The organism is Streptococcus pseudopneumoniae, from assembly GCF_001074975.1.
In the GTDB taxonomy this organism is placed as follows: Bacteria; Bacillota; Bacilli; order Lactobacillales; family Streptococcaceae; genus Streptococcus; species Streptococcus pseudopneumoniae_D.
Window position 1 is genome coordinate 1 of the sequence record NZ_JUUO01000136.1, and the last position, 24,673, is coordinate 24,673.

Genomic DNA, 24,673 nt, shown 5'->3' on the forward strand with positions numbered 1-24,673 from the left:
TCGTCGTCTGAGACTAACTTCCAGTTTTGGGAGAGAGGTGGAAGTTACTTTGAGAAGTTACGAGCGTCAAGTTCTTTTTAGTTTTGAAAGATTATCCGTGAATTTCTTGGCTATTTATGATAAAATGGGAGTATCGCAAAAAATGACTCATCGTATTCAATTTTGAGTAAAACTAGGAGGATCCCATGTCAACAGAACATATGGAAGAACTAAATGACCAGCAGATCGTTCGCCGTGAAAAAATGGCTGCGCTCCGTGAACAAGGAATCGATCCCTTTGGAAAACGCTTTGAACGTACTGCAAATTCACAAGAATTAAAAGATAAATTTGCTGACCTCGATAAAGAACAATTACACGATAAAAACGAAACAGCTACTATCGCAGGACGCTTGGTAACCAAACGTGGTAAAGGTAAAGTAGGTTTTGCCCACCTTCAAGACCGCGAAGGTCAAATCCAAATCTATGTTCGTAAAGATGCTGTCGGTGAAGAAAACTACGAAATCTTCAAAAAAGCAGACCTTGGTGACTTTCTTGGTGTCGAAGGTGAAGTGATGCGTACAGATATGGGAGAACTCTCTATCAAAGCTACTCACATCACTCACTTGTCTAAAGCACTTCGCCCACTCCCTGAGAAATTCCACGGTTTGACAGACGTTGAAACAATTTACCGTAAACGTTACTTGGACTTGATTTCGAATCGCGAAAGCTTTGAGCGTTTTGTCACTCGTTCAAAAATCATCTCTGAAATCCGTCGTTACCTTGATCAAAAAGGTTTCCTAGAAGTGGAAACACCTGTTCTTCACAATGAGGCTGGTGGTGCTTCTGCCCGTCCATTTATCACCCACCACAATGCCCAAAACATTGACATGGTACTTCGTATCGCGACTGAGCTTCACTTGAAACGCCTTATCGTGGGTGGTATGGAACGTGTCTATGAAATCGGTCGTATCTTCCGTAACGAAGGAATGGATGCTACTCATAACCCTGAGTTCACTTCTATCGAAGTCTACCAAGCTTATGCAGACTTCCAAGACATCATGGACTTGACGGAAGGCATTATCCAACATGCTGCTAAATCAGTTAAAGGTGATGGTCCAGTCAACTATCAAGGTACTGAAATCAAGATTAACGAACCATTTAAACGTGTTCACATGGTTGATGCTATCAAGGAAATTACTGGTGTAGATTTCTGGCAAGACATGACTTTGGAAGAAGCTAAGGCAATCGCAGCTGAGAAGAAAGTTCCAGTTGAAAAACACTACACTGAAGTTGGCCACATCATCAATGCCTTCTTTGAAGAGTTTGTTGAAGAAACTTTGATCCAACCAACCTTTGTCTATGGACATCCAGTAGCTGTATCTCCACTGGCTAAGAAAAATCCTGAAGACGATCGCTTTACTGACCGCTTCGAGCTCTTCATCATGACTAAGGAGTACGGTAATGCCTTTACTGAGTTGAACGACCCAATCGATCAGCTTAGCCGTTTCGAAGCCCAAGCTAAAGCCAAAGAACTTGGTGATGATGAAGCGACAGGAATCGACTATGACTACATTGAAGCTCTTGAATACGGTATGCCGCCAACAGGTGGTTTAGGAATTGGTATCGACCGTCTCTGCATGCTCCTCACCGACACAACTACTATCCGTGATGTATTGCTCTTCCCAACAATGAAATAAGCTCTTATCCTCTGGTACTTGCCAGAGGATTTTTTGATGCAAAAAGAGACTGAGTAAAAACTCAATCTCTACTTTTCACTTCTTTTGTTGCTACATCTTCTCCAAACCATTTCTGGCTGATTTCCTGGAACTTTCCTTCTTGGTATAGTTCGATAAAGGCTTGGTTTAATGCTGTTAATAATCTTTTATCAGCTGGTCTAACTCCGACCGCAAAAGATTCACTCTCAAATCCAGCTGAAAAGACATTATAGTCATTTAATATCCCCTCAGACTGGAGGTAGTAATTAGCATACACTCGGTCAATCAACAAGGCATCAATTCGGTCATTCTTCAAATCAATCAAGGCTTCATTGAAACTCTGGTATTGATTGGCCTTCTGGTCTTTGACACGATTTTTCAATAAATCTGGCTGGGCCTCAAAGTCAAGATAACCAGAGGACCCAGCTTGGGCACCCAAGGCCTTATCCTTCATCTCCTCTACTGAATGAATTTGCTGGCTTCTCTTCGTAACCAGAACTTGCTGATTTTCCATATAAGGAATGCTAAAGGCAACCTTCTCTCGGCGTTCATCAGTGGCAGAATAGCCATTCCAGATGGCATCAATGGTCCCATTTTGCAGTTCCGTTTCCTTCATATCCCAGTCAATTGGCTGAAATTGCACCTTAAAATCTAATTTTTCAGAAACTGCTTGTGCTAAGTCAATATCAAAGCCCGTATATTGGCCATTCTTTTCTTCAAATCCCATGGGTACAAAGGTATTGTCAAAACCAATGGTTATACTGCCTTGCTCTTGATACTTATCCCAGTTATCCTGCTTTGGATTGCTAGCCTTCTGAGTACAAGCCGTTAAAAAGAGAGTCAGGAACGAAACCAATACCAAAGCAATTTTCTTATTAGTCATCGTCACCTCCTACTTGGGCTCAACCTTGAGAATCTGATCTGCAATATTTTCAGCGAATTGTAAATCGTGGGTAACCACAATCTGCGTCATCCCAAGTTCCCTATTTTGCAAAATCAGTTTTTCCACTTCCAAGCGTAATTCTGGATCTAGGGCCGAAGTTGGTTCATCGTAGCCAATGATTTCTGGGTCAATCATCATAGCACGCGCCAAGGCCACCCGTTGCTTTTGCCCACCAGATAGTGAGAATGGATAGGCGTCTGCGTGCCCTGCCAGTCCTAACTGTTCCAAGAGATCACGCGCCTTCTTCTCAGCCTCTTCCTGCTTCATTCCCATAGTTTTCACAGGTGATAAAGTCAAATTATCTAGAACTGATAAATGAGGGAAAAGTTGAAAATCTTGGAAGACAAATCCCAGTAGATTTCGCTTCTCCAGTTCATCCAATTCTAAAGGTTCTCCATTATAAAAGATTTGCCCTGAATCAATGGTTTCAAGACCTGCAAGCATACGTAAGAGAGTTGTTTTACCTCCACCAGAAGGCCCAACGATAGCCAGGATTTGTTTTTCAGGAATACTTAGACTGAAATTGGACAAAATTTGCTTTTCACCAAATCCCTTATTGATATTTCGTAATTCTAACATGGCAGCCTCCTATCTATAGTAACTGTACTTCTTCTCAACTTTTTTGGCAAGAATGGTCACAATACCAATCAAAATTAAGTAAATGGCTCCTGCCAAGAACATAGGAACCAGACTAGCATCACGGTTGGCAGCTGTTCGACTAGCCAAGATAAGGTCTGAAATGCCTAGAGCATAAACCAAGGAAGTATCCTTGACCAAACTCATGACTTCGTTAAACACGCTAGGAAGAACAATCTTGGTCACTTGGGGCAAGATAATATAGCGAACTGTGGCAAAGGGACTGAACTTCAAGACCTTAGCAGCCTCATATTGACCTTTAGGGATAGTCTCAATCCCACCACGGAAGATTTCAGCAAAGTAAGCCGCATAATTGAGAACAAAGGCAATGATAGCCGCAGGAAGACGGTCCAAACGGATCCCAATACTTGGGAGCACATAATAGATAAAGATCAACTGCAAGAGCAAGGGTGTGCCTCGCATGATCCAGATATAAATGTTAATCAGATGATGGAGGAGCTTCCAATGGACTTGCAAGGCAAAGGCAATCAAAACGCCCAAGGGAATAGAAAAAATCAAGACAAGTGCAAAAACCTGTAAAGTCATGCTTGCACCGCTCAATAAACTCGGTAATATCTCAAACAAATAAGACATACTGACACCTCCTAAAAATAATTGCTCCTATTATAGCATAAATAAACTAAATAACCAACTATTTTTGTAAAAAAATTCTTTTTCAATAGAAAAAATCAGTGTCTTGAAGGTAGAATAGGACAACACGACTTATAAAGCCTTGTTAGTCATTTGATTTGAATTTCCTAGTCTATTTGTTTATATTCCATTTCAATATATTATAATTTATAAGTGAAAAGAAAGGACAAATTTTGCCCTTTCTAGATCTTAGCTTCTATTTGTTACAGTTAACTTGACTGATAATTGGAGTTTTATCTTACGTATTTAAGATGGATTGTCTTTTTTAGTTCGTGCCAACCTCAAGGCACGATTTGGATTGAGACGATTAAATAGTTCTTCCAATTTCTTTTCATTCCAAACGTCTGCGGCGGAAACAAAATTACCATCCGCATCTCGGAAAGATATCGGTTTATCTCCCATATCAGTCTCCTAGTCTACAAATTCAAACTCAAATTTACCAATTCGGACCAAGTCACCATCTTTAGCACCACGCGCACGAAGGGCTTCATCAACCCCCATACCACGAAGCTGGCGAGCAAATTTCATGACTGATTCGTCACGATCAAAGTTGGTCATATTAAAGAGTTTCATCAGTTTTTCACCAGAAAGTAGCCACGTTGCATCATCATCACGACTAATTTCAAAGGCTTTTTCTTCCTCGTCAAAGCCGTAGTATGCTTCTTCTTCCATATCTGACTCGTCATAGAGCAAGAATTCTGGTGTCTTGTCTAACAATTCAGCTGTAGCATCCAATAGCGTTGCCAGACCTTGCTTAGTCAAACCAGAAATTGGGAAGATAGCTGGTAACTCTTCAAATTCATCGTAGTTTTCAGCAAATTTTTTCTTAAATTCTTTAAGATTTTCTTGACTCTCAGGCATGTCCATTTTGTTGGCTACGATAATCTGTGGACGCTCCATAAGACGGAGGTTATAAGACTCTAACTCCTTATTGATAGCTAAGTAGTCCTCATAAGGATCACGGTCTTCGCTAGCTGACATATCAATAATGTGAAGAATGACACGTGTACGCTCGATGTGACGGAGGAACTGGGTTCCCAAACCAACACCTTGACTGGCACCTTCAATCAAGCCTGGCAAGTCGGCTACTGCAAAAGATTCACCTGATTGGGTACGAACCATACCTAGATTTGGCACAATAGTGGTAAAGTGGTAGGCACCAATTTTAGGTTTAGCTGAGGTGATAACACTTAGAAGTGTGGATTTCCCTACAGATGGGAAACCAACCAAACCAACATCTGCAAGGATTTTTAGTTCCAATTGTAACTCACGCTCCTGACCTGGCTCTCCATTTTCAGAGATTTCAGGTGCAGGATTTTTTGGTGTCGCAAAGCGGATATTTCCACGTCCACCACGTCCACCGTGGGCAACGATAAATTCTTGACCATGTTCAATCAAATCTGTCAAAACCTTGCCAGTCTCTGCATCACGAACAGTCGTACCTTGTGGTACTCGAACTCTAAGGTCCTCAGCACCACGACCATGCATCCCTTTGGTCATTCCTTTCTCACCAGAATCAGCCTTGAAATGGCGATTATAGCGGAAATCCATGAGGGTACGTAGACCTTCATCTACAACGAAGACGACATTGCCTCCACGACCACCATCACCGCCCCAAGGACCGCCATTAGGGACATATTTTTCACGGCGAAAGGCAACCATGCCATCACCACCATTACCAGCCTTGACCTTGATCTTAGCTGTATCTAAAAACATACTCATTTTTTCTTCTCACTTTAAAAAAGGGCTGGGAAATCCCAGTCACTAAATTTTCTTGAATCTATTTTATAGATTACTGAGGGCACCAATTGCAGTTGCAAAAATTCCCAATAAACTTGCTACTAGCATGATAATCACGATAAATAAGGTTATTTTCTCAAACATAGTTTTTTTACGATTTCCATTATCTCCAAATGCCATTTTTATCTCCTTCGTTACATTCTATTTTCTATTATCTTAGCATGAATTTAGCTAGTTTTCAATAGTCACTTGCTTCTGGCGCAATAATCCATAAAATGATATAAGCTACAACTCCTGCTCCATAACCAAAAGCAAGAACACCCCATATTACGCGAACAATAGTAGGATCCATATCAAAATAATGGGCTACCCCGGCACAAACACCCGCAATCTTTTTATCACGACCGCTTCTCATTAATTGTTTTTTCATACTGTTCCTCTTTCTATTCTTCATGGTCTTTCCAATAATCTCTTATGCTGATCAACTGTGTTTTTGAAGCCTTCAGCATGCGTCTAGAGCCTTTTACGGGTACAGCAACCACCTGTTGCGGTAGATACAAAACTGTCTTAAAGATACGCTGACTGACCGTATCATCTTTGGCTAAATCTTTCTGGAAGTTATTTGAAATAATGGCATCCAGATAAAACTCATGCACCCGTTTTCCAAAGTTCTCAGCTGAAATCTCGTACAACTTCTCTGATAAAGTATGCTCATTCATATCTGGCGTTGCAATCAGGGCTTCCAAAATAGCACCAGCCAAATCATGTTCTCCATAGTACAAGGTTCCAAACATTTTATCACTGATCAGATTGTCCAGATAAGGATTTCCATGAGCAATGACAGGCGTTCCACTGGCTAAGCTTTCCAAGTAGGTCAAGCCTTGGGTTTCACTTGTCGATGCCGAGATGAAGAAATCCGCCGCCTTATAGTAAAGAGCTGTCTCACTAGGAGCAATCATCCCTGTAAAGACAACAGAGTCTTGAATCTCTAGTTTCTGGGCTTGCTCTTTGAGGTCATCCAGATAAGGACCATCCCCAGCTACCACCAGTTTAACCTTGTCTTCTTCTTTCAGAACTTCTGCAAAGGCTGCTAAAACTGCTTGAATATTTTTTTCATAGGAAATTCTGGAAAGACTAAGCAACATCTTTTCATCATCTTGAATCCCTAGTTTACTACGTAGTTCTTTCAGATTTTCCTGCTTGATTTCCGGACGCTCAAACTTAGCTAATTCAATCCCAGTTGGAATGACCCGTTTTTCAACCTTGACCTTATAGTCAGATAGCAAATCATGGACAATCTCACTAGGACAAATAACCCCATCCACATCATGCAGGAAACCTCTGACTAAGTACTTGACCATACTAGGACGAATCAACATCCCCTTAGCAATATAATGCACGTAGTCTTCGTATTGGGTGTGATAGGTATGGATGACTGGAATCTTCAATTCACGCGCAATCCAAATTCCCAACAAGCCAAGAGAAAATTCTGTCTGGGTATGAATAATATCTAGCTGATATTGTTTAGCAATTTCAAGCGCCTTGCTGAATCCTCGATAGGCAAAGCGGCGATCCTTAAAAGCAAAGAAGGGAACACTTGGAATGCGGATAATCTGCCAATCTTCATAACGATTGACATTCTTATCTGTCGTCGTAAAGATAAAAACAGCGTGCCCCTGCTTTTCAAGCTCTGTTTTTAAGGTTCGAATACTGGTCGCAACACCTGAAACCTGAGGAAAATAGGTATCTGTAAATAAACCAATTCGCATAGATTACCTCACTTTTTACTTTCTCCCTAAAGCAGCTTGTTTCTCATAAAAGTCCAACCAGATTTGTAACAGATGCTCTTCTGAATACTCTCTAGAAATATTCTTAGCTTTTTCTTTCAAATCTTTTAAAGCAGCAGGATTCGCTTGATATTCCAGAATAGCTTCTTTCATCTCTTCTCTGTCTGCTGTCGCCCGATAATTCCCCTCTAAAATCACCTTATAAAGATCTAAATCACGCAACATAATAGGAGCTTCACAACTGGCAGCCTCTAAAATCGTCATCGGAAAGAGCTCATTGTAACTAGGCAACAAGAAAAGGTCCGCTAGGGCATACAATTCGCGCATCCGCTCTGGTGACACAATACCTGGAAAAATCAAATTTTTAGGGGGATTCTCCATGATTTTCTTGTAGCGTTCATAACCATCTGTCATACCACCAAAAGAGAAACCACCAGCCCAGATAAAGGTAATATGAGGCAATTCCTCAGCCAGACGGATAAAATCATCAATCCCTTTACGTTTCTGAACTTGACCAGCACCTACTACGATAAACTGATTGTCACTAAGACCTAGCTCTGTACGCAGTCTCGCTGCCTCTTCCTCTGGAAGAGGATGCCATTTTTCCTTGTTGACAAAGTTAGGAATATAGGTCACTTTTTCACGTGGAATACCAGCTGCCACCAAATCCTCGATAAACATAGGATTGACCACAACTAAGTGCTCCATCCGGTTGTAAAAAGAAAATACATAGCGTTTCACAATTCCCTTTAAGAAAAATGGAATTTTCAAACTCCCCTCAAGTGTATCAGGTAAGAAATGCACATAGCCAATTTTCCTTCCTGAGCGTTTCTTTTGAAATGTTGATAAATAATAGGGGAAATCAATTGTATGAAAGTGAGTCACATCTGCTTCTATTGGAAGATTTTCTGTAACAATCAATTGGTCCTTGGCATCACGATGAAGAAGACGAACTAATTCACGGTAAGCACCTGAAACTCCTTGTCCTGCTACTTTCTCACTTGAACTCAACATATTGATGCGTAATTTCTTTTTTTCCATAACTACTATTATATCATTTTCTTTGAATAAAATCAGCAAAAGAAAGGAGAGACTAGAGGAAAAGAGGGGGAAATTTCCTCACTTTTCCAAGGGTCTCTCACATACTTTTATATGTTTACTTAATGCCTAGGGCAATGCGTGCATAGCGACTCATTTTTTCAACTGTCCAGGCTGGATACCAGACTAATTTAACCTCAGTATCCGTTACTTCTGGCACCTCTGTCATAGCATCATAAATCTGGTCAGTCAAAAGGTCTGCCAAGGGACAACCCATAGTTGTCAACGTCATATCAATCTCTGTTTGCCCTGTGTCGCCATCAAAACGAATCTCATAAATCAAACCAAGATTGACAATATCGATTCCCAACTCAGGGTCAATAACTTCTTCCAAGGCTGATAAAATCCGTGTTTTGATGTTTTCAATTTGCTCTTCTGTATAAGCCATATTCATCCTCACTCTTAGTCTTCAATAAAATCACGAAGCGGTTTGCTGCGACTTGGTTGACGTAGTTTTCTCAAAGCCTTGGCCTCAATCTGACGGATACGCTCACGAGTTACGTTAAAGACTTTACCCACATCTTCAAGGGTACGCATTTTTCCATCGTCTAGTCCGAAACGCAGACGTAGAACATTTTCTTCACGGTCTGTAAGAGTATCTAAGACTTCATCCAACTGCTCACGCAAAACGATACGAGTTGTATAGTCCACTGGATTTTCAATCACTTCATCTTCGATAAAGTCCCCAAGATGGCTATCATCCTCTTCACCAATTGGAGTTTCAAGAGATACTGGTTCTTGAGCAATCTTCAAGATTTCACGAACCTTGTCAGGGGTCATATCCATACGTTCAGCGATTTGTTCTGGCGTTGGATCTTGTCCCAATTCTTGAAGGAGATTCCGCTGTTCACGAACAAGCTTGTTAATCGTTTCAACCATGTGAACTGGGATACGGATGGTACGAGCTTGATCCGCAATAGCACGAGTAATAGCCTGACGAATCCACCAAGTTGCATAAGTTGAGAACTTGAACCCTTTAGAATAGTCGAACTTGTCAACCGCCTTCATCAAGCCCATGTTCCCTTCTTGAATCAAGTCAAGGAACTGCATACCACGACCGACATAGCGTTTGGCTATAGAAACAACCAAACGAAGGTTGGCTTCCGCAAGACGTTGTTTGGCTTCGATGTCACCCGCTTCAACAGCCAGTGCTAACTCTTTTTCCTCTTCATTGGTCAAAAGAGGAACGACCCCGATTTCTTTCAAGTACATACGGACAGGGTCATTGACCTTAGCCGACGTTGAACCAATCAAGTCCTCATCACTGAGTTCCGGTTCTTCTTCAGCACTAAGAACACGCGCACTTGGGTTTCCTTCGTTATCTGTGATAGAAATTCCTGCATCTTGAATCCGTTGCAAGAGATCTTCAATCCCATCAGCATCCAAGGTAAAAGGGACAACAAGACTAGCATTGATTTCATCATCTGTTGCTGTCCCTTTTTGCTTATGATTACGGATAAATTCTGCTACTTGTACGTCAAATGTTGTTACTTCTTTTTGTTTTGTTACCATTATTACTCCATTCTTCTCTTTTGTGAAATTAAACGTTCCAATTCTTCTAAGGCTGTGTCGGTATCTCCTACATGGCTAGCTTCCTGCACCTTCTTTTTGATTCTCATATTGTCCTGATTCAAGAGAGCCTTGTTTCGAGTCATTTCTACTTCACTTAGTTCCTGCGGTGACATCTCAGCAGGCAAATCCTGAGCTAAGACTTGGTACCAAGCTCTTTCAACTTCCTCTGTCTGTTCTGCTAGAACTTCTGGAGGAAGATTGCCATACTGACCAAGCAAGTCATATAAGACCTGAAATTCAGGTGTATCAAATGCAAAGTCTTCTCGCAAGCGGTAATCGTTCAAAACAATAGGGGATTCCACCATTCGATAAAGTAGATGGGCTTCTGCCCTCATAATAGCCGATAACTGCTTGGTGATAGGCATAGTGATTTGCGTCGGTCTGGAAATTCCTTCCATGCGATTCTGCCTTTGTGCCTGACGGCTTTCATTAACAATCTGCTCAATCTGGGCATAATCAAAGGACGCCAGACTGTCAGCTAAAATATGAATATAGCTGTTTTGAGCAGTGATGGACTTTTCTTGAACAATCAAGGGAGCTATTTTTTCAATAAACTCAATCTGAGCTTGCAGATTTTCACTATTTTCAGGCTTATACTGGTGAATGTAGAACTCAATCGGACTAATACGAGTTTTCGTTAATAGATAGGCCAAATCTTCTGGACCATTTTTTTGTAGATATTCATCTGGGTCCAAGTTATCAGGCATGCTGACGATCTGCACAGGCATATCACCAATTTCGTCCAGCGCTTTCAATGTCGCAGCTTGCCCAGCCTTATCGCCATCGTAAACAAGAACCAACTTCTTGGTTAGCCTTTTCAGATGCTCAACATGCTCACGACTCAAGGCTGTTCCCATAGATGCGACAGCATTTTCGATTCCAACCCGATAGGCTGCAATGACATCCATGAACCCTTCCATGAGGTAAATCTCACTAGTTTTACCAGAAGATTTTTTTGCCCTATCCATATGATATAATTCGTAACTTTTGTTAAAAATTGCAGTCGATCGGCTATTTTTATACTTAGAAGTTTGTGAATCCGTTTTCTGCCAGATACGACCTGAGAAGGCAATGACCTTTCCCTGGTCATTTGTTAGGGGAAACATGATGCGATTGTGAAAGGTGTCTACAAATTGATTTGCATCCGATAGGTAAAATAGCCCTGAATCTAGAAAATCCTCATCACGATACTGACCAGACAAACGTTGATAGAGATAGTTTCGTTCTGGAGGTGCTAAACCAATCCGAAAATGCTTGAACACTTCATCTGTCAAACCACGCTCATAAAGGTAGTTTCTGGCCTCTTCCCCCATGGTCGTTGTCATGAGAATAGCATGATAAAATTTGGCAGCATCTTCATGCATATCATAAAGAGCTTGGTGGGGTGAAGCTGGCTTCTGCTCACTATAAAGCGGTTTTTCAACCTCAATCCCAACACGCTGACCTAAGATTTGGACAGCCTCCATAAAGGGAACCCCTTGGTACTCCTCGATGAACTTAAAGACATCACCTGAGCGCCCACAACCAAAACAGTGGTAAAACTGCTTGTCCTCGACAACGTTGAAAGAAGGTGTTTTTTCACCATGAAAAGGACAGAGCCCTAGATAGTTCCGTCCTGCCTTTTGTAAAGAAATCACATCTCCTATGACTTCCACAATGTTGGCATTGTTTTTGATTTCTTCAATGACTTGTTTGTCAACCATACACAATACCTCCATGTTATCATAGTTTACTTTATATAGTATACTTTATTTCAGAAAAAAAGTAAACCATTTCACTCATTTTCCCTACTTTATTCAAAGAGTTGATAATAATCAGAGATTTTCATTTTTGCTTTATCTTCTTGGTTCAAATCTTGGATAATTCGTCCTTCTTTCATGACAATCAAGCGATTGCCATACTTAAGAGCATCTTCCATGTGATGAGTAATCATAAGCGCTGTCAGCTGGTCATTCTTAACAAATTCATCTGTCAATTCCATCAAAGCAACACTAGTCTTTGGATCAAGGGCCGCAGTATGCTCGTCTAACAAGAGTAATTCAGGTCGTTTCAAGGTTGCCATCAAGAGACTCAAGGCCTGTCTTTGCCCACCTGATAAGAACTCAATCGGTGTATTCAAGTGTTTCTCAAGACCATTTCCTACTTTTTCAATGGTCGCTTGAAATTCATCCTTATAACTAGTCAAGCGTCGTGGTAACAATCCACGCTTTTCACCACGAAATTTGGCAATCAAGAGATTCTCTGCCACTGTCATACGAGGAGCTGTCCCCATCTTTGGATCTTGGAAGACACGAGACAGATACTTAGCGCGCTTCTCTGGTGAAAACTTGGTAACATCCTCACCTAAAATACGGATGGTCCCACTGGTTAATGACAAGGTTCCTGCAATAGTGTTAAAGAGAGTTGATTTGCCAGCACCATTTCCACCTAAAATCGTGATAAAGTCCTGTTCAAAAATTTCTAAGGAAACATCATTTAAAATAATCTTTTCTTCATCAAAGCCATTTTTAACGACTTTGGTTGCATTTTTTAATTCTACAATTGCTGTCATTTGCTTAATTTGGCTCCTTTCAAGATTGTTTGCTTAAATGTTGGAATCATGAGGCAGACTGCTAAAATCACGGCGCTGTACAAACGAAGGTAACTTGTATTAAAGCCAAGCGCAATAACTGCCCACACTAAGAATTGATAAGCGATAGAACCTACAACAATGGTAACCAGACGTTCTGCCAAGCTCAAACTCTTGAAGATAACTTCTCCAATAATCAAACTTGCAAGCCCCACAACGATAACACCGATTCCTCGAGATACATCGGCATAGCCTTCTTGCTGGGCAATAAGAGCTCCTGCAAGGGCAATCACACCATTTGATAAGACCAAGCCCATGAGCTCCATGCGTCCAGTATGAATCCCGAAACTTCTAGCCATATCAGGATTGTCACCTGTAGCAATATAGGCTTGTCCTAGTTTGGTGTCCAAGAAAAAGAGCATGAGAGCAATAACAATACTCACAAAGATGAGACCTGTCAAGAGTTGATTCAAATCCGAATCAAAAGGCAAAACATCCTGAATTTGCTTGGTTCCAAGCAGGCCTAAATTCGCACGCCCCATAATCAAGAGCATGATAGAGTGACAGGAAGTCATCACCAAAATCCCGGAGAGCAAGGTTGGGATCTTCCCTTTTGTATAAAGAAGGCCTGCTGCCATTCCAGCCAAACAACCTGCTCCTACAGCAACAAGTGTCGCTAAAAAAGGATTCACGCCTTTCGTTATCAAAGTGACAGCAACAGCTCCCCCAAGAGGGAAGGAACCTTCTGTCGTCATATCTGGAAAGTTCAAAATCCTAAATGTCATAAAGATTCCCAGACCTAAAATAGCCCAGACAAATCCTTGAGAAATAATAGATAATATCATCTGTTTCTTAACCTTTTCTATATGATTTCTATTGTAAAAAATTGGAGGAGATGTCCCCAACTCCTCCATTGTAGATTATTCAATCACTTGTCCTGCTTCTTTTAGAACAGATTCAGGAATCGTAATACCTAGCTCTTGTGCCAATTTTTTATTGATAACTGATTTACCAGTTGAAAAGACATTGACTGGAGTATCAGCTGGTTTTGCACCTTTCAAGACTTGCGCAATCATTTTACCAGTTGCCACACCAAGGTCATGTTGGTCAACTACAACGGATGCCAAACCACCTGCTTCTACCATGGCAGTTGCACTTGGATAAATTGGTTTCTTAGCCGATTGGTTGCTTGATACAACTGTTGAAAATGCAGATGCGATTGTGTTATCAATTGGAACCCAGATAGCATCAACCTTGCTAGTCATAACATTAACTGTTGAAGCAATTTCATTTGTTGAAGGAACTGCAAATGTTTCCACTGTCAAACCTGCTTTTTCAGCATAAGCCTTAAATTCTTCAACTTGAGTTTTTGAATTGTCTTCGCTACTTGAGTAAAGAGCTCCGATTGTTTTCACATTTGGTGTCAAAGCTTTGATGAGTTCAACTTGTTGTTGAGCTGGATTGTGGTCAGATACCCCTGTAATGTTGCCACCTGGTTTTTTCAAATCTTTGACCAAGTTAGCACCGATTGGGTCTGTAATAGCAGCCATGATAACCGGTAGGTCTTTTGTGGCGCTTGCCAAACCTTGAGCAGCTGGCGTTGCAATACCAACCACAAGGTCATTCCCATTTGCAACCAATTGTTTACTCATTGTCGCAACCTTACTTTGGTCACCTTCTGAGTTCATAAAGTCAATCTTCAACTGGTCATCTTTATAACCTTCTTCTGCAAGTCCATCTTGAATCCCTTTATAAATCAAGTCAAGAGATGGATGGCTCACAAACTGAAGGACACCAACTTTGGCAACTTTCTTCTCATTCTTAGCTTCTGGTTTATTCATTGAAGAGTAAATCAAGCTTCCTGCTACTAAAACTGATAACGCAGCGATAATTCCAATTAAACGTTTATTTTTCATTCTATTTCTCCTTTTTTATTCCTTTAAAATACTTCACTTATCTAATACTCTTCGAAAATCTCTTCAAACCACGTCAGCGTCGCCTTACCGTACTCAAGTACAGCTTGCGGCTAGCTTCCTAGTTTGCTTTTTGATTTTCATTGAGTATAAACAAGCGACGCCATCGTTTTCTTTCCATACTAACCTCCATCAAAAAAGTCCTCACACAAAAACTTGTGTGAGGACGTCGATGCGCGGTACCACCTCAATTATAGGGAAGTTCCCTATCGCTCTGTCTCGCAATCACGAGATGCACTATAAGGTGTGCTCACCGAATTTTTATGATTTCAAATTCTAAATAACATCCAGCCCAATTTTCATCATCACCACTTATCTGTTTTCAGCTACCACAGACTCTCTAAAAAGTTTGAATGATTACTTTTCTGAATGTTTAAATTATATCATTTTTCAATTACTTGTCAAGACTCTTTGAGTATTTTTTTGAACTATTCAAAAACTTCCCCTATAGAAAAGAGGAAGCTTGATAGGTATTAACCTGAATTACGCAATCCTGTTGCAATTCCGTTGATGGTTGTATGGATCAATTTTTCTTGATCGCTTGATAATTCTCCTCGGCGTTGACGTTTAATCAACTCCAACTGGATGTAGTTAAGAATATTAAAGTATGGCATACGATAATCCAAACTTGCTTTTAGATATGGATTTTCAGCCAAGAGTTCATCATAACCTTCGATAGCCAAGATAACTTCCTTGGTAACTTGCCACTCATTTAAAATAGTCTCATAAATTGCTTTTACTTGATCATCTTCACAAAGTTTAGCATATTCAAAAGCAATGTTCATATTTGATTTTGACAAGACCATATCAACATTTGAAAGGAGAGACTGGAAGAAGGGCCAATTTTGATACATATCACGCAAAATTTCAATATTTTCGGGATTTTTATCAATAAATTCTTTGAAGCTTGAACCAACCCCATACCAGCCAGGGAACATGACACGACTTTGCGACCATGAGAATACCCAAGGGATAGCACGCAAACCACCGATTTCAGTAATAGTCTTACGAGCGGCTGGACGAGAACCAATGTTAAAGCTTGAAATAGCCTTGATTGGACTTGACTCGAAGAAATAATCATAGAAATGGTCATTACCAAAGACCAAGTCACGGTAGATATCGTAACTACGGTCCACTACTTGGTCCATAATAGCTTCGTAACGATTTGAGGTATTAGTATCGCTCTTCTTCTGAGTAATCATACGGTTAATGGCTGCAGATACTAGCATTTCAAGGTTATAGTAGGCTGCGTCTTTGTTACCGTATTTATTGCCAATAACTTCACCCTGCTCCGTCAAGCGGATACGATCCTTGATAGACTTAAGCGGTTGAGATGTGATGGCTTCATAGGTTGGTCCACCACCACGACCGACGGTACCACCACGACCATGGAAGAAGGTAACCTTAACGCCAAATTCATCTCCAATACCAGTCAATTGTTGTTGAGCCTTGTAGAGGGTCCAACATGATGATAGGTAGCCACCATCTTTATTACTATCAGAGTAACCAAGCATGATTTCTTGGTAGTTATTACGTGAAGCAATCCATTTCTTAGCAAGAGGAAGAGAAAGGTATTCTCTCATGGTTTCTTCTGAATGGTCCAAGTCCTCAATTGTTTCAAAGAGAGGAACGATTTGGACACGGGCTCTTTCTTTATCAACTAACCCTACTTCTTTTAGCAAGATAGCCAATTCCAACATGTCTGATACGCTAGTTGCATGTGAAATAATGGTTTGACGAATAACATCATCACCCAACTTATCTTTCAACTTACGAGCAGCCTTAAAGATGGCCAATTCTTTTTCAAGTAACTCTGATTTTTCAACGTGAGTAGCAGAAAGAATACGTGGATCTTCCTCCAATTCTTTCAAGAGAAGCTGGCACTTTTCTTCTTCACTTAGTTCGCTATAACGAGAATGAATTCCTGCTGATTTCAAGAGTTCGGCTACACAGGCCTCATGAACACTAGAATCTTGACGCATGTCAATTGATGCCAAATAGAAACCAAAAATTTCAACTGCTTGAATCAACTCAACAAAATCACCAGAAATCAGTGCTTCACCCTTATTTTCCAAGAGGGAATCACGGATAGTGATTAAATCCTTATAAAAGTCATTAGCTGTTTCATAGCGAGCTCCAACTTCCTTATCCTCAATCAGATAGGTTTTTGTTGCTTGGATTTTTGATTGAATATCAAACAAGGCACGACGGTAGAGTTCTTTTTCACGGTAAATAGAATTATCCTTGGATTGACGAGCCATTTCTCTGACTTGCTTGCTCACATTGACAATACTAGTTGAGAGAGAGAATTCACGATAAAGTTGGTAAATCTTTTCATCATAGTAATTCATGATGACTTCACACTGAGTCATAGCAGATTGTTTCAAGGTGTCTGCAGTCACAAAAGGATTACCATCACGGTCTCCACCAATCCACATACCCATGGTAATTGGTTTAGGATGTTTCAACTCTAAGCCGTGTTTTTTAGCCAGACGCTTGTACTCAGCAGTCAGATGAGGAACCGCCTTCAGGAAGGAACTATTGTAATATTCCATAACATTCGTGATTTCATTGGTTACTTTCAATTTCTTTTCACGAATCATGTCTGTCTGCATGATAATCTCAATGTAACGACGGAGATCATTATGCCATTTTTCCTTATTAATCAAACCTAATTTCACATCACGATACTTACGCAAGAGGGTATGGATATGGTTAGTCAAATCCAGCATACTCTTACGTTGCACTTGTGTTGGATGGGCAGTCAAAACTGGAACAACATTCAAATGTTCTAGAATTTCAACCGCATTTTCTTTTTCTGCAACCATTTTGATTGTTGCTGATAACTTCCCAAGATAATCTTGATCGATATTATTTTGGTGGTTGATTTCATAAGCCAAATCCACGTCTTCTGAAATATTAATCAAAAGAGGTAAGATGGAGAAATAGCGTGAAATATAAGCCATTTCATCATTTGACAGACTCGTAACCAATTGATTCAAGCCTTGATAATCTTCTTGAGTTGATAATTCTTTCAACTCCATGATTTTTTCAAAAGTCTCTGGGGCAAGCATGTTTTTAGTGATATCTTCTAACAATTCTGTTAAAATCAATACTTCTTCTTGCACGACAGCTTTATTACTATAGTTTTCTAATTTTTGAAGAGACATAGGTAATCCTTTCCACTCTCAGCTCTACATATAGTTTGATGAGTGAGCTTCTAACTCCTCATATAATTGAGCACGTTTTTCACTTGCATCAATATTTAATACAAAGGCGATGGCTATAGACAATACTAGGAGACTATTCCCTCCTTGTGATAGGAAGGGGAAGGTTACTCCTGTCGAGGGAATAATGCCAGAAATTCCACCGATATTGACAAAGACCTGTACCAACATCATCCCCCCAACTCCAATCGCCATCATGGAATTAAAGGGATTCTTAGCACGAATACCGACTAGGATAATTCGCAAAATCAGGAAAAAGACAAGTGCTAAAATCAAGCTGGCTCCCACAAATCCAAATTCTTCAATGACTATTGAAAATACAAAGTCTGTATGGGCCTCTGGTAAATAGCCACGTTTTTCAATTGAATTTCCTAAGCCTAGACCAAACCAACCACCATTCACCATGGCAAAATAGGAATTTGCGAGTTGGTGACCTGCCCCTGCCAAATCAGCGAAGGGATTAAAATAGGCACTGAAACGCTTGGCCACATAGCCAAATACTGGAATTTTTGAAAATTTATCAACCCCTATAAAAGAAATAAGTGATAAGGATAGGGCAGAAATACCCACCAAAATTCCCAAAAATGCAATAAACCATCTATAAGCGATACCACTAATCGTATACATAATCAAGGCAACCAAAGCTAAAATAGAAGCATTCCCCAAATCTGGGAAAATAGCAAGGCTTCCAATCATGACAAAGAGGACAAAGCGCCAGTCATTAAAAGCGCGAGGAAGCCACTGATTTTGTGTCAAAACTTGAAAATCATAAATAGCTATATCCTCTTGTTGTTTGGAAAATCTATTTGCTAAATACCAAATAATAATAATTTTCAAGTATTCGGCCGGCTGAATAGTCAAAGGCCCTACAGAAATCCAGCCATAGGCTCCATTGACAGGAATACCAATCAAACGAGCCAAAACTAAAAGAATCAGCTCAACGAACATAACGATAAATAAAAGACGTTCGTTTCTTAAAAAATTCAGTCTCAACTTATATATCAAGGCAATCAGTATCAAACTAAATATCCAAAATAGTCCCTGACTTCGGACCAATTGCAGTGCACTTTGGCCTTCTTGAATTAAAATAGCACTGGTTGTCGAATAAACCACAATCAAGCCCAAAATAGATAAAAGCAAGTAAGGAACTAGAATAGAATAATTTAACAGGTGCCTTTTACTAATCTTCATAGTATCACCAATCTAATGAGAACAACATAATTGCTTCCCAAATTCCGTTTGTTTTCTAGTTTTGATTGCTATTATACCATTTTTTCCGAAAGAAAAAAACTCTTATCCATCAGATGGACTATTTTTGTCATAAGAAAAAGAGCACTGGGCTCTTTTCTGTTTTATTCTTTTGAAGAACTGCTTGAGCTTGAATCTCCACCACCAATATATTGGGTAAAGATATTTTGGAAGGCTTGGTCCTTAACCTTGATATTGGCTGCTTGCAATTCTTTTCCGATAATGCTTTGAACAAATGATGCGTCGTTTTGTTTTTGAGTTAAGATAACAGTTTTTAATTTTTCTTTGTAGTCATCAATATTAGATGATTTTTCTGTTTTCTTAGTGAGTTTAACAATATAATATTGGCTGCTGTAGGCTTGTGTTCCAGTAACTGTAATGACATCAGAAATGCCGTTAACATCCAAGGCAAAAGCTGCTTTCTTAACTTGATCTGGTACTTCTGTTGAAGCAGAATCAAAGGTAATTTCTCCACCGTTAGCTTTGGTTTTCTCATCAGTTGAGTTATCTTTGGCCAATTGAGCGAAATCTGCGCCACTTGCCTTAGCTTTTTCGAGGACTTCTTTGGCCTTGTCTTCATTGTCCAAACGGATAATTTGAGCAGTCACATCAGGAGTGTACTCGTCAAAGGCCTTCTTATAAGCATCATCTGTCAATTCAGCCTCTGCTGCCTTCTTAACTGCCAACTCAACCAATTTACTTGTACGAATTTGAGCTTTACGTGTTTCAAGAGTCATGCCTGCTTGTGACAAAACACGTTGGTAGTTCTCACCATATTGTTTTTCTTCTTCGGCAATAGTATCGTTGACTTCTTTGTCATCTACTTCCGAACCATATTGTTTCTCAAATACTTTTTGGATGGTCAAGTTCAACAACACTTGTTGAGCTGAAGGATTGCTCTTCACTTGCTCATAAAACTGATGTTCTGTGATGACATCCCCTTTCATGCTGATAAGGTCTGCTCCTTCTGAACCTTTCGAACAAGCTGCTAAAGTTGCTACTGATAATAGTGTAATGGCACCTGCCAATAATTTTTTCTTCATGTCTACTCCTTTGAGATAAGTGTTACCCTATCTATTTTACTATATTTTCTTAAATTATTCTGAAAATCATTCGCTGTCAGGCAATTGAACATCTGCTACATTTTTACGAAGCATGAGAATACCGTCTCCCAGAGGGACTAATGTTGCGGTGAGTCCTGGATTATCTAAAGTTGCGTCAAACAGTCTTTGAAGGCCTCGATAAATAGTTCGCTGGCCACGACGGACTTCCATAATATCCTTGGCAACATCACCACCTTGGAAAATGTCATCCAAAACAACCACACCTCCAACTTCCAAATGTTTGAGGATTTCTGGCAGAAAGACGATGTATTTAGACTTGGCTGAATCCATAAAGACGAAATCATAGGACTCTGTCAGTGTAGATAAGACATTTACCGCATCTCCTTCTAAAAGCGTGATTTGCTTGCGACTGTCAAACTGAACAAAATTTTCCTTGGCAAAACCAATCATTTCTGGATTGCGGTCAATGGTTGTAATCTTGGCATTTGGTGCATGTTCCGCCATTAAAAGAGCTGAAAAACCGATAGCCGTCCCAATTTCCAGAATGTTTTTAGGTTGTATGGTTTCCATAAGAAAACGGAAGTAAGCAACCGTTTCATGAGGAATAATGGGAATATTTTCCTTGCGGGCAAAATCTTCCAATTCTTTCAAAGAACCTGTGACTTGCTTTTGACGCTGGCGCATCAAGTCTACAATTTCTTCCTTAACAACAGGACGACGCATATTATGGTTAGCATTTTTACTATACGATTCAACCATCTTATGCCAATCCCAATTTTTCAACAAGGGCTTCAAACTCATTTAAACGGCGTTCAAAGACTGCAAAGGCATCGTTGAGGTAGTCTTCCTTCTCCATATCAACACCAGCTTTTCTCATGACATTAAGTGGGTAGTCAGACTTACCAGCCTTGAGATAATCAATATAACGGTCACGGTCTTCCTGACTACCATGAACAATTTTTTCAGCCAAAGCTGAGGCTGCTGCAAAACCTGTTGAATATTGGTATACATAGTAGTTATAGTAGAAGTGTGGAATACGTGCCCACTCGTATTGGATTTCAGGATTATCTTCCTTGCTCAAACCATAATACTCTTGGTTCAAGTCTGCATAGAGTTTATTTAGGAAATCACTTGTCAAGACTTCCCCATTTTGATCCGCTTGGTGGATGGCGTGTTCAAACTCAGCAAATTGAGTTTGTCGGAAAACTGTTCCACGGAAACCGTCCAAGAAGTTATTAAGAATAGCAAAGCGCGTTGCGTCGTCTTCCACTTCTTCCAACAATTTCTCCGTCAAGATATTCTCATTGGTAGTTGAGGCAATCTCAGCCAAGAAGATAGAATAATCTCCGTAAACATAAGGCTGCGTTTCACGAGTATAGCTTGAATGCATACTGTGACCTGTTTCATGAACAAGAGTAAAGAGATTGTCTAGATTGTCCTGCCAGTTAAGAAGCATAAAGGCATTGGTATCGTAAGAACCACCAGAGTAGGCCCCTGAACGCTTGCCTTGATTTTCGTAAACATCAATCCAACGCTCACTGAAGGCACGTTTAACACGGCTCAAGTAATCCTCACCCAAGACTGCCAAGGCATCTTCTGCCTTTTTCAAGGCTTCTTGGTAAGTAAAACTGTATTCAACAGATGAAAGTGGTGTGTAGACATCGTACATCTTGAGGTCTGAAATCCCCAAGATTTTTGAACGAAGCTCAAGGTAACGATGCAAGAGTGGCAAGTGCTTGCGAACTGCTGCTACCAAATTGTCATAAACACTCTCTGGAACAAAATTTGCCGCTAGGGCTGCATGACGAGCACTCTTGTAGTTGCGAACTTTTGCTCGGTAGTTTTGAACCTTAACATTTGTTTGCAAGGTTTTGGCATAGGTATGTTGGAATTGTTCATAAGTCGCATAAAGGGCTTGATAGGCACCACGGCGTACCTCACGATTTTTAGACTCCATCAAGCGCATATAAACGCCATGTGATAATTGTACTTCATTACCATCTTCATCTTTAACAAATGGAAAGACGATATCTGCATTATCTAAAATCGCAAAGGTTTCACTTGCCGAACCAAAGATTTCTCCAGCTCCAGCTAATAATTCTTCTTCACGTTGTGAAAGAACGTGATCCTTGCCTTGCAAAAGCTTATCAAAATAGTGTTGATAAACCTGCAATTTTGGTTGAGCCTCTAAAAAGTCAGCATACTGCTTTTCACTAATTTCCATAAATTCAGGTTCATAGAATGAAAAGGCTTGGTCTAGCTGGCTGTAGAGTGTCATGGCCTTAGCATAGTACTCTTGGTACTTGGCTTCACGTGTGTCTTGGTCATTCTTCATATGTGCATAAACGTAAAGCTTCTCCATTTGGCGTTCCATCTCAAGAGAAAATTCAGTGATTTCTAGTAGGTTATCCGCACTATCCAAGAGATGGCCTTCATACTGGGCTACTGTCTCCAATTGTTCTGTTAAATCTTTTAAGGCTTCTTCCCAAGCCTGATCAGTTGGGTAGATCGTTGATAGATCCCATGTATCTTTTTCATTTATTTCATTTCTTTGTAATACCATTAGATTCCTCCATCCTTTCTATTCTACCATATTTTTCAAGAAATATTGCTGATAAAAGGCTGGTGGGTAAAGCTTTTGCCAATCATTTTGAGGATTTTCTTGATAATAGGTGTAAAAGTGCTGATAATAGCTATTCAAGTCTTGTTCAATCTGGAAAAATTTGCCCACTAGTGGTCTAATTTGAGGATACCATGCTTTTAGCTCATAAGTCAGGATATTCTCTCCCTTTTGATAGGCTTCTGCTTGTTCTTTCATCCAAAAAGGATTTTGATAATACAATTGTTGCCGGATATAGCGACAGATGTCCTTATCCTCAGAAACTGTAAAATGAGATATTTTTTGTTTCTTATAGGGAAGACGTAATATCTCCAGTAGACTATCTTGATCATAGGGAAATTCCTTAATCTGATAATGGAGTTTACCTCGGAGATCATGGTGGATGAGATATTTCAGCCTTAAAACCTGTTTTTTCTTGTCTACTTCCCAAACATAAAAGCCCATATTTTGACTGAAATAAAGAAAACCTTGTTGCAGACGAGTCAAACGATCCTTGAGCCAAAGTTTTTCTCCCAGCAACCACAGTACTTGGTAACCCTGACTACGATAGCCCTCACTACGCTCTTTAAGAATTTTTTGAGGCAAGGGACTACACTGAACTTCTAGAGCTAGATTGCCATTTACAAATACATCTGCAATCTGTTTAAGCTCTGGAAGCGGGTATTCTAATTGCACCTCAGCCTCTGTTTTCAACCAGTGATAGAGGACTTCCTTATTGGACAGGTGTTCTGGGCTTTCATTTTCAGAGGAATAATCACAGTCTTTTAAAGATTTATGTGCAAAATGGGTCCGGACACTTGGTCCTTGACGCAAACGGAGCTGACCTCCACAAGCTGGACAGGTGTATTCTTCCTTCTCAAGCTTATCCTCTAACACATTTACCAGCTGCCCCCTAGCATCTCTAGCAACAAACATGATTTCCCTCCTTTTTCTATATTATTCGTAAAAAAAAGAAAAAAGGTCAGGAAATTCCCCAACCTTCATACATATTTACTTGATTTTCTTAGCTAGCATGGTCGCAAAGCGTAGTTGAATACGATTGCCATTCTCATCGCGACGGTGAAGATGGCCTGGATTTTCATTGTACTTAACCATTTCCCAGTCCTTGTAGTATTCAGCCAATTCCCCTTCTTTAAAGGTAAATGGGAAGTTAACCGAGCAAGGATAATCCTTCGTGTCCATGGCACAGACGATAAGATTGTAGCCACCAACAGTAGTTTTCTCCTGCATATTTTTGATAATTTCAGGAATGCGGTCTGCTTGCAAAAACATCAAAACAACTGTCGATACGATGAAATCATATTCTTGCCCAATGCTGGCTGAATTGATATCGTAAAGACCAACAGGCATATCCAAATCTTCCTGCTCAACAATGCTTTGCAAGATTTCAAGGGACAGTTCATTTTGATCCACAGCTGTCACATCAAAACCTTGCTGGGCTAGAAAGAGAGAGTTACGGCCTTGACCACAGCCCAAATCCAAGGCTTTCCCTGGTTTTACTGTCTGCATAGCCTCTAGGACCTCTGAATGAACCGGATTGGTATTGTATTTCTTAGGGAAATAATCCTCAGGTTTACAATAAAATTCCAAATACCATTCTACATCGTCTGTTACAGCCTCCACTCGGTGCCAAGCTTGTGGTTGTGCCATTGGATTGTCAGCCCCCGCTTCAAAGAGGTGCTCAGCTAAAACCTCACCATCTCCTGTCAATTCAATAAACTTGAGAGCTCCCTTCAAGACAGTAATTTTCCCCCAAGTCCCAACCTTGGTATTGTGTTTCTGCTGAACCGCCTCTGGCATGGTTTCTTTATTCCACAAGGGCATCCGTTTATAGGCAACTAATTTTTCCAT

At 40.2% G+C, this 24,673-nt stretch carries 23 protein-coding genes and 1 other annotated feature; of the genes, 1 reads left to right on the top strand and 22 read right to left on the bottom strand.

Annotated features, from left to right (window positions below):
* Positions 1-185: 185 nt before the first annotated feature.
* Entirely contained in the window at positions 186-1,676 is a 1,491-nt protein-coding gene (gene lysS, locus ADI86_RS09885) for a lysine--tRNA ligase (RefSeq protein ID WP_049532861.1), read from the top strand.
* 61 nt (positions 1,677-1,737) lie between these two features.
* Here the strand turns inward: lysS and ADI86_RS09890 are convergent, their stop codons facing one another.
* From ADI86_RS09890 to tehB, 22 genes are all read right to left on the bottom strand, one after another.
* A complete protein-coding gene (locus tag ADI86_RS09890; protein ID WP_049532862.1) occupies positions 1,738-2,577 on the bottom strand; it encodes an amino acid ABC transporter substrate-binding protein in 840 nt (279 codons plus the stop codon).
* A 9-nt stretch (positions 2,578-2,586) separates the two neighbouring features.
* The gene (locus ADI86_RS09895) at positions 2,587-3,216 is read right to left on the bottom strand and encodes an amino acid ABC transporter ATP-binding protein (protein ID WP_049532863.1); all 630 of its coding nucleotides are present in this window, start codon (positions 3,214-3,216) and stop codon (positions 2,587-2,589) included.
* A gap of 9 nt (positions 3,217-3,225) precedes the next feature.
* Positions 3,226-3,867 (bottom strand): amino acid ABC transporter permease, encoded by a 642-nt coding sequence (locus ADI86_RS09900; protein ID WP_049532864.1) that lies wholly within the window; start codon positions 3,865-3,867, stop codon positions 3,226-3,228.
* Between the two features lie 303 nt (positions 3,868-4,170).
* Positions 4,171-4,326 carry a hypothetical protein gene (locus tag ADI86_RS12060; protein ID WP_000502580.1) on the bottom strand — a complete coding sequence of 52 codons (156 nt, stop codon included), beginning with the start codon at positions 4,324-4,326 and terminating at the stop codon, positions 4,171-4,173.
* Between the two features lie 9 nt (positions 4,327-4,335).
* Positions 4,336-5,646, bottom strand: coding sequence for a GTPase ObgE (gene obgE / locus ADI86_RS09910; protein WP_049532865.1), 1,311 nt, complete (start codon positions 5,644-5,646; stop codon positions 4,336-4,338).
* Positions 5,647-5,709: 63 nt separating this feature from the next.
* On the bottom strand, positions 5,710-5,844 hold the full coding sequence (locus tag ADI86_RS09915) for a DUF4044 domain-containing protein (protein WP_000863859.1): 135 nt from the start codon (positions 5,842-5,844) through the stop codon (positions 5,710-5,712).
* Between the two features lie 58 nt (positions 5,845-5,902).
* Positions 5,903-6,079 carry a PspC domain-containing protein gene (locus tag ADI86_RS09920; RefSeq protein ID WP_049532910.1) on the bottom strand — a complete coding sequence of 59 codons (177 nt, stop codon included), beginning with the start codon at positions 6,077-6,079 and terminating at the stop codon, positions 5,903-5,905.
* Between the two features lie 28 nt (positions 6,080-6,107).
* Positions 6,108-7,433, bottom strand: a complete 1,326-nt coding sequence (locus ADI86_RS09925) for a glycosyltransferase family 4 protein (RefSeq protein ID WP_049532866.1) — start codon at positions 7,431-7,433, stop codon at positions 6,108-6,110.
* A 15-nt stretch (positions 7,434-7,448) separates the two neighbouring features.
* Complete coding sequence (gene cpoA, locus ADI86_RS09930) at positions 7,449-8,492, bottom strand: alpha-galactosylglucosyldiacylglycerol synthase (protein WP_049532867.1); 1,044 nt, start codon at positions 8,490-8,492, stop codon at positions 7,449-7,451.
* 115 nt (positions 8,493-8,607) lie between these two features.
* Positions 8,608-8,937 carry a metal-sulfur cluster assembly factor gene (locus tag ADI86_RS09935; RefSeq protein WP_000331925.1) on the bottom strand — a complete coding sequence of 110 codons (330 nt, stop codon included), beginning with the start codon at positions 8,935-8,937 and terminating at the stop codon, positions 8,608-8,610.
* Positions 8,938-8,951: 14 nt separating this feature from the next.
* A complete protein-coding gene (gene rpoD / locus ADI86_RS09940) occupies positions 8,952-10,061 on the bottom strand; it encodes an RNA polymerase sigma factor RpoD (protein WP_000256769.1) in 1,110 nt (369 codons plus the stop codon).
* Between the two features lie 2 nt (positions 10,062-10,063).
* Complete coding sequence (gene dnaG / locus ADI86_RS09945) at positions 10,064-11,824, bottom strand: DNA primase (RefSeq protein ID WP_049532868.1); 1,761 nt, start codon at positions 11,822-11,824, stop codon at positions 10,064-10,066.
* An 89-nt stretch (positions 11,825-11,913) separates the two neighbouring features.
* Complete coding sequence (locus ADI86_RS09950) at positions 11,914-12,672, bottom strand: ABC transporter ATP-binding protein (RefSeq protein WP_045611494.1); 759 nt, start codon at positions 12,670-12,672, stop codon at positions 11,914-11,916.
* Positions 12,669-13,535, bottom strand: a complete 867-nt coding sequence (locus ADI86_RS09955) for an ABC transporter permease (RefSeq protein ID WP_045612545.1) — start codon at positions 13,533-13,535, stop codon at positions 12,669-12,671. Before ADI86_RS09955 ends, ADI86_RS09950 begins: the two co-directional genes overlap by 4 nt.
* A gap of 75 nt (positions 13,536-13,610) precedes the next feature.
* Positions 13,611-14,606: a tryptophan ABC transporter substrate-binding protein gene (trpX, locus tag ADI86_RS09960; RefSeq protein WP_049532869.1), complete on the bottom strand. Its 996-nt coding sequence runs from the start codon at positions 14,604-14,606 to the stop codon at positions 13,611-13,613.
* A gap of 216 nt (positions 14,607-14,822) precedes the next feature.
* Positions 14,823-15,040, bottom strand: a binding site (T-box leader).
* A gap of 96 nt (positions 15,041-15,136) precedes the next feature.
* Positions 15,137-17,833, bottom strand: a complete 2,697-nt coding sequence (gene ppc / locus ADI86_RS09965; RefSeq protein WP_049532871.1) for a phosphoenolpyruvate carboxylase — start codon at positions 17,831-17,833, stop codon at positions 15,137-15,139.
* 24 nt (positions 17,834-17,857) lie between these two features.
* Positions 17,858-19,081 carry a cell division peptidoglycan polymerase FtsW gene (ftsW, locus tag ADI86_RS09970; protein WP_049532873.1) on the bottom strand — a complete coding sequence of 408 codons (1,224 nt, stop codon included), beginning with the start codon at positions 19,079-19,081 and terminating at the stop codon, positions 17,858-17,860.
* A gap of 161 nt (positions 19,082-19,242) precedes the next feature.
* A complete protein-coding gene (gene prsA / locus ADI86_RS09975) occupies positions 19,243-20,181 on the bottom strand; it encodes a peptidylprolyl isomerase PrsA (protein WP_049532875.1) in 939 nt (312 codons plus the stop codon).
* Between the two features lie 66 nt (positions 20,182-20,247).
* Complete coding sequence (locus ADI86_RS09980) at positions 20,248-20,961, bottom strand: O-methyltransferase (protein ID WP_080983234.1); 714 nt, start codon at positions 20,959-20,961, stop codon at positions 20,248-20,250.
* A gap of 1 nt (position 20,962) precedes the next feature.
* The gene (pepF, locus tag ADI86_RS09985) at positions 20,963-22,765 is read right to left on the bottom strand and encodes an oligoendopeptidase F (RefSeq protein WP_049532877.1); all 1,803 of its coding nucleotides are present in this window, start codon (positions 22,763-22,765) and stop codon (positions 20,963-20,965) included.
* Between the two features lie 18 nt (positions 22,766-22,783).
* Positions 22,784-23,737, bottom strand: a complete 954-nt coding sequence (locus ADI86_RS09990; RefSeq protein WP_049532879.1) for a competence protein CoiA — start codon at positions 23,735-23,737, stop codon at positions 22,784-22,786.
* Positions 23,738-23,812: 75 nt separating this feature from the next.
* Positions 23,813-24,673, bottom strand: coding sequence for an SAM-dependent methyltransferase TehB (tehB, locus tag ADI86_RS09995; protein WP_049532881.1), 861 nt, complete (start codon positions 24,671-24,673; stop codon positions 23,813-23,815).

Excerpts from the sequence above, each read along its gene's own strand:
- ADI86_RS09925 (WP_049532866.1), bottom strand. The coding sequence starts at position 7,433 with ATGCGAATTGGTTTATTTACAGATACCTATTTTCCTCAGGTTTCAGGT.
- ADI86_RS09920 (WP_049532910.1), bottom strand. The coding sequence starts at position 6,079 with ATGAGAAGCGGTCGTGATAAAAAGATTGCGGGTGTTTGTGCCGGGGTA.
- ADI86_RS09955 (WP_045612545.1), bottom strand. The coding sequence starts at position 13,535 with ATGATATTATCTATTATTTCTCAAGGATTTGTCTGGGCTATTTTAGGT.
- trpX (WP_049532869.1), bottom strand. The coding sequence starts at position 14,606 with ATGAAAAATAAACGTTTAATTGGAATTATCGCTGCGTTATCAGTTTTA.
- ADI86_RS09900 (WP_049532864.1), bottom strand. The coding sequence starts at position 3,867 with ATGTCTTATTTGTTTGAGATATTACCGAGTTTATTGAGCGGTGCAAGC.
- ppc (WP_049532871.1), bottom strand. The coding sequence starts at position 17,833 with ATGTCTCTTCAAAAATTAGAAAACTATAGTAATAAAGCTGTCGTGCAA.
- pepF (WP_049532877.1), bottom strand. The coding sequence starts at position 22,765 with ATGGTATTACAAAGAAATGAAATAAATGAAAAAGATACATGGGATCTA.
- dnaG (WP_049532868.1), bottom strand. The coding sequence starts at position 11,824 with ATGGTTGACAAACAAGTCATTGAAGAAATCAAAAACAATGCCAACATT.
- prsA (WP_049532875.1), bottom strand. The coding sequence starts at position 20,181 with ATGAAGAAAAAATTATTGGCAGGTGCCATTACACTATTATCAGTAGCA.
- rpoD (WP_000256769.1), bottom strand. The coding sequence starts at position 10,061 with ATGGTAACAAAACAAAAAGAAGTAACAACATTTGACGTACAAGTAGCA.
- ADI86_RS09950 (WP_045611494.1), bottom strand. The coding sequence starts at position 12,672 with ATGACAGCAATTGTAGAATTAAAAAATGCAACCAAAGTCGTTAAAAAT.
- ADI86_RS09980 (WP_080983234.1), bottom strand. The coding sequence starts at position 20,961 with ATGGTTGAATCGTATAGTAAAAATGCTAACCATAATATGCGTCGTCCT.
- obgE (WP_049532865.1), bottom strand. The coding sequence starts at position 5,646 with ATGAGTATGTTTTTAGATACAGCTAAGATCAAGGTCAAGGCTGGTAAT.
- tehB (WP_049532881.1), bottom strand. The coding sequence starts at position 24,673 with ATGGAAAAATTAGTTGCCTATAAACGGATGCCCTTGTGGAATAAAGAA.
- ADI86_RS12060 (WP_000502580.1), bottom strand. The coding sequence starts at position 4,326 with ATGGGAGATAAACCGATATCTTTCCGAGATGCGGATGGTAATTTTGTT.
- ADI86_RS09915 (WP_000863859.1), bottom strand. The coding sequence starts at position 5,844 with ATGGCATTTGGAGATAATGGAAATCGTAAAAAAACTATGTTTGAGAAA.
- cpoA (WP_049532867.1), bottom strand. The coding sequence starts at position 8,492 with ATGGAAAAAAAGAAATTACGCATCAATATGTTGAGTTCAAGTGAGAAA.
- ADI86_RS09895 (WP_049532863.1), bottom strand. The coding sequence starts at position 3,216 with ATGTTAGAATTACGAAATATCAATAAGGGATTTGGTGAAAAGCAAATT.
- lysS (WP_049532861.1), top strand. The coding sequence starts at position 186 with ATGTCAACAGAACATATGGAAGAACTAAATGACCAGCAGATCGTTCGC.
- ftsW (WP_049532873.1), bottom strand. The coding sequence starts at position 19,081 with ATGAAGATTAGTAAAAGGCACCTGTTAAATTATTCTATTCTAGTTCCT.
- ADI86_RS09990 (WP_049532879.1), bottom strand. The coding sequence starts at position 23,737 with ATGTTTGTTGCTAGAGATGCTAGGGGGCAGCTGGTAAATGTGTTAGAG.
- ADI86_RS09935 (WP_000331925.1), bottom strand. The coding sequence starts at position 8,937 with ATGGCTTATACAGAAGAGCAAATTGAAAACATCAAAACACGGATTTTA.
- ADI86_RS09890 (WP_049532862.1), bottom strand. The coding sequence starts at position 2,577 with ATGACTAATAAGAAAATTGCTTTGGTATTGGTTTCGTTCCTGACTCTC.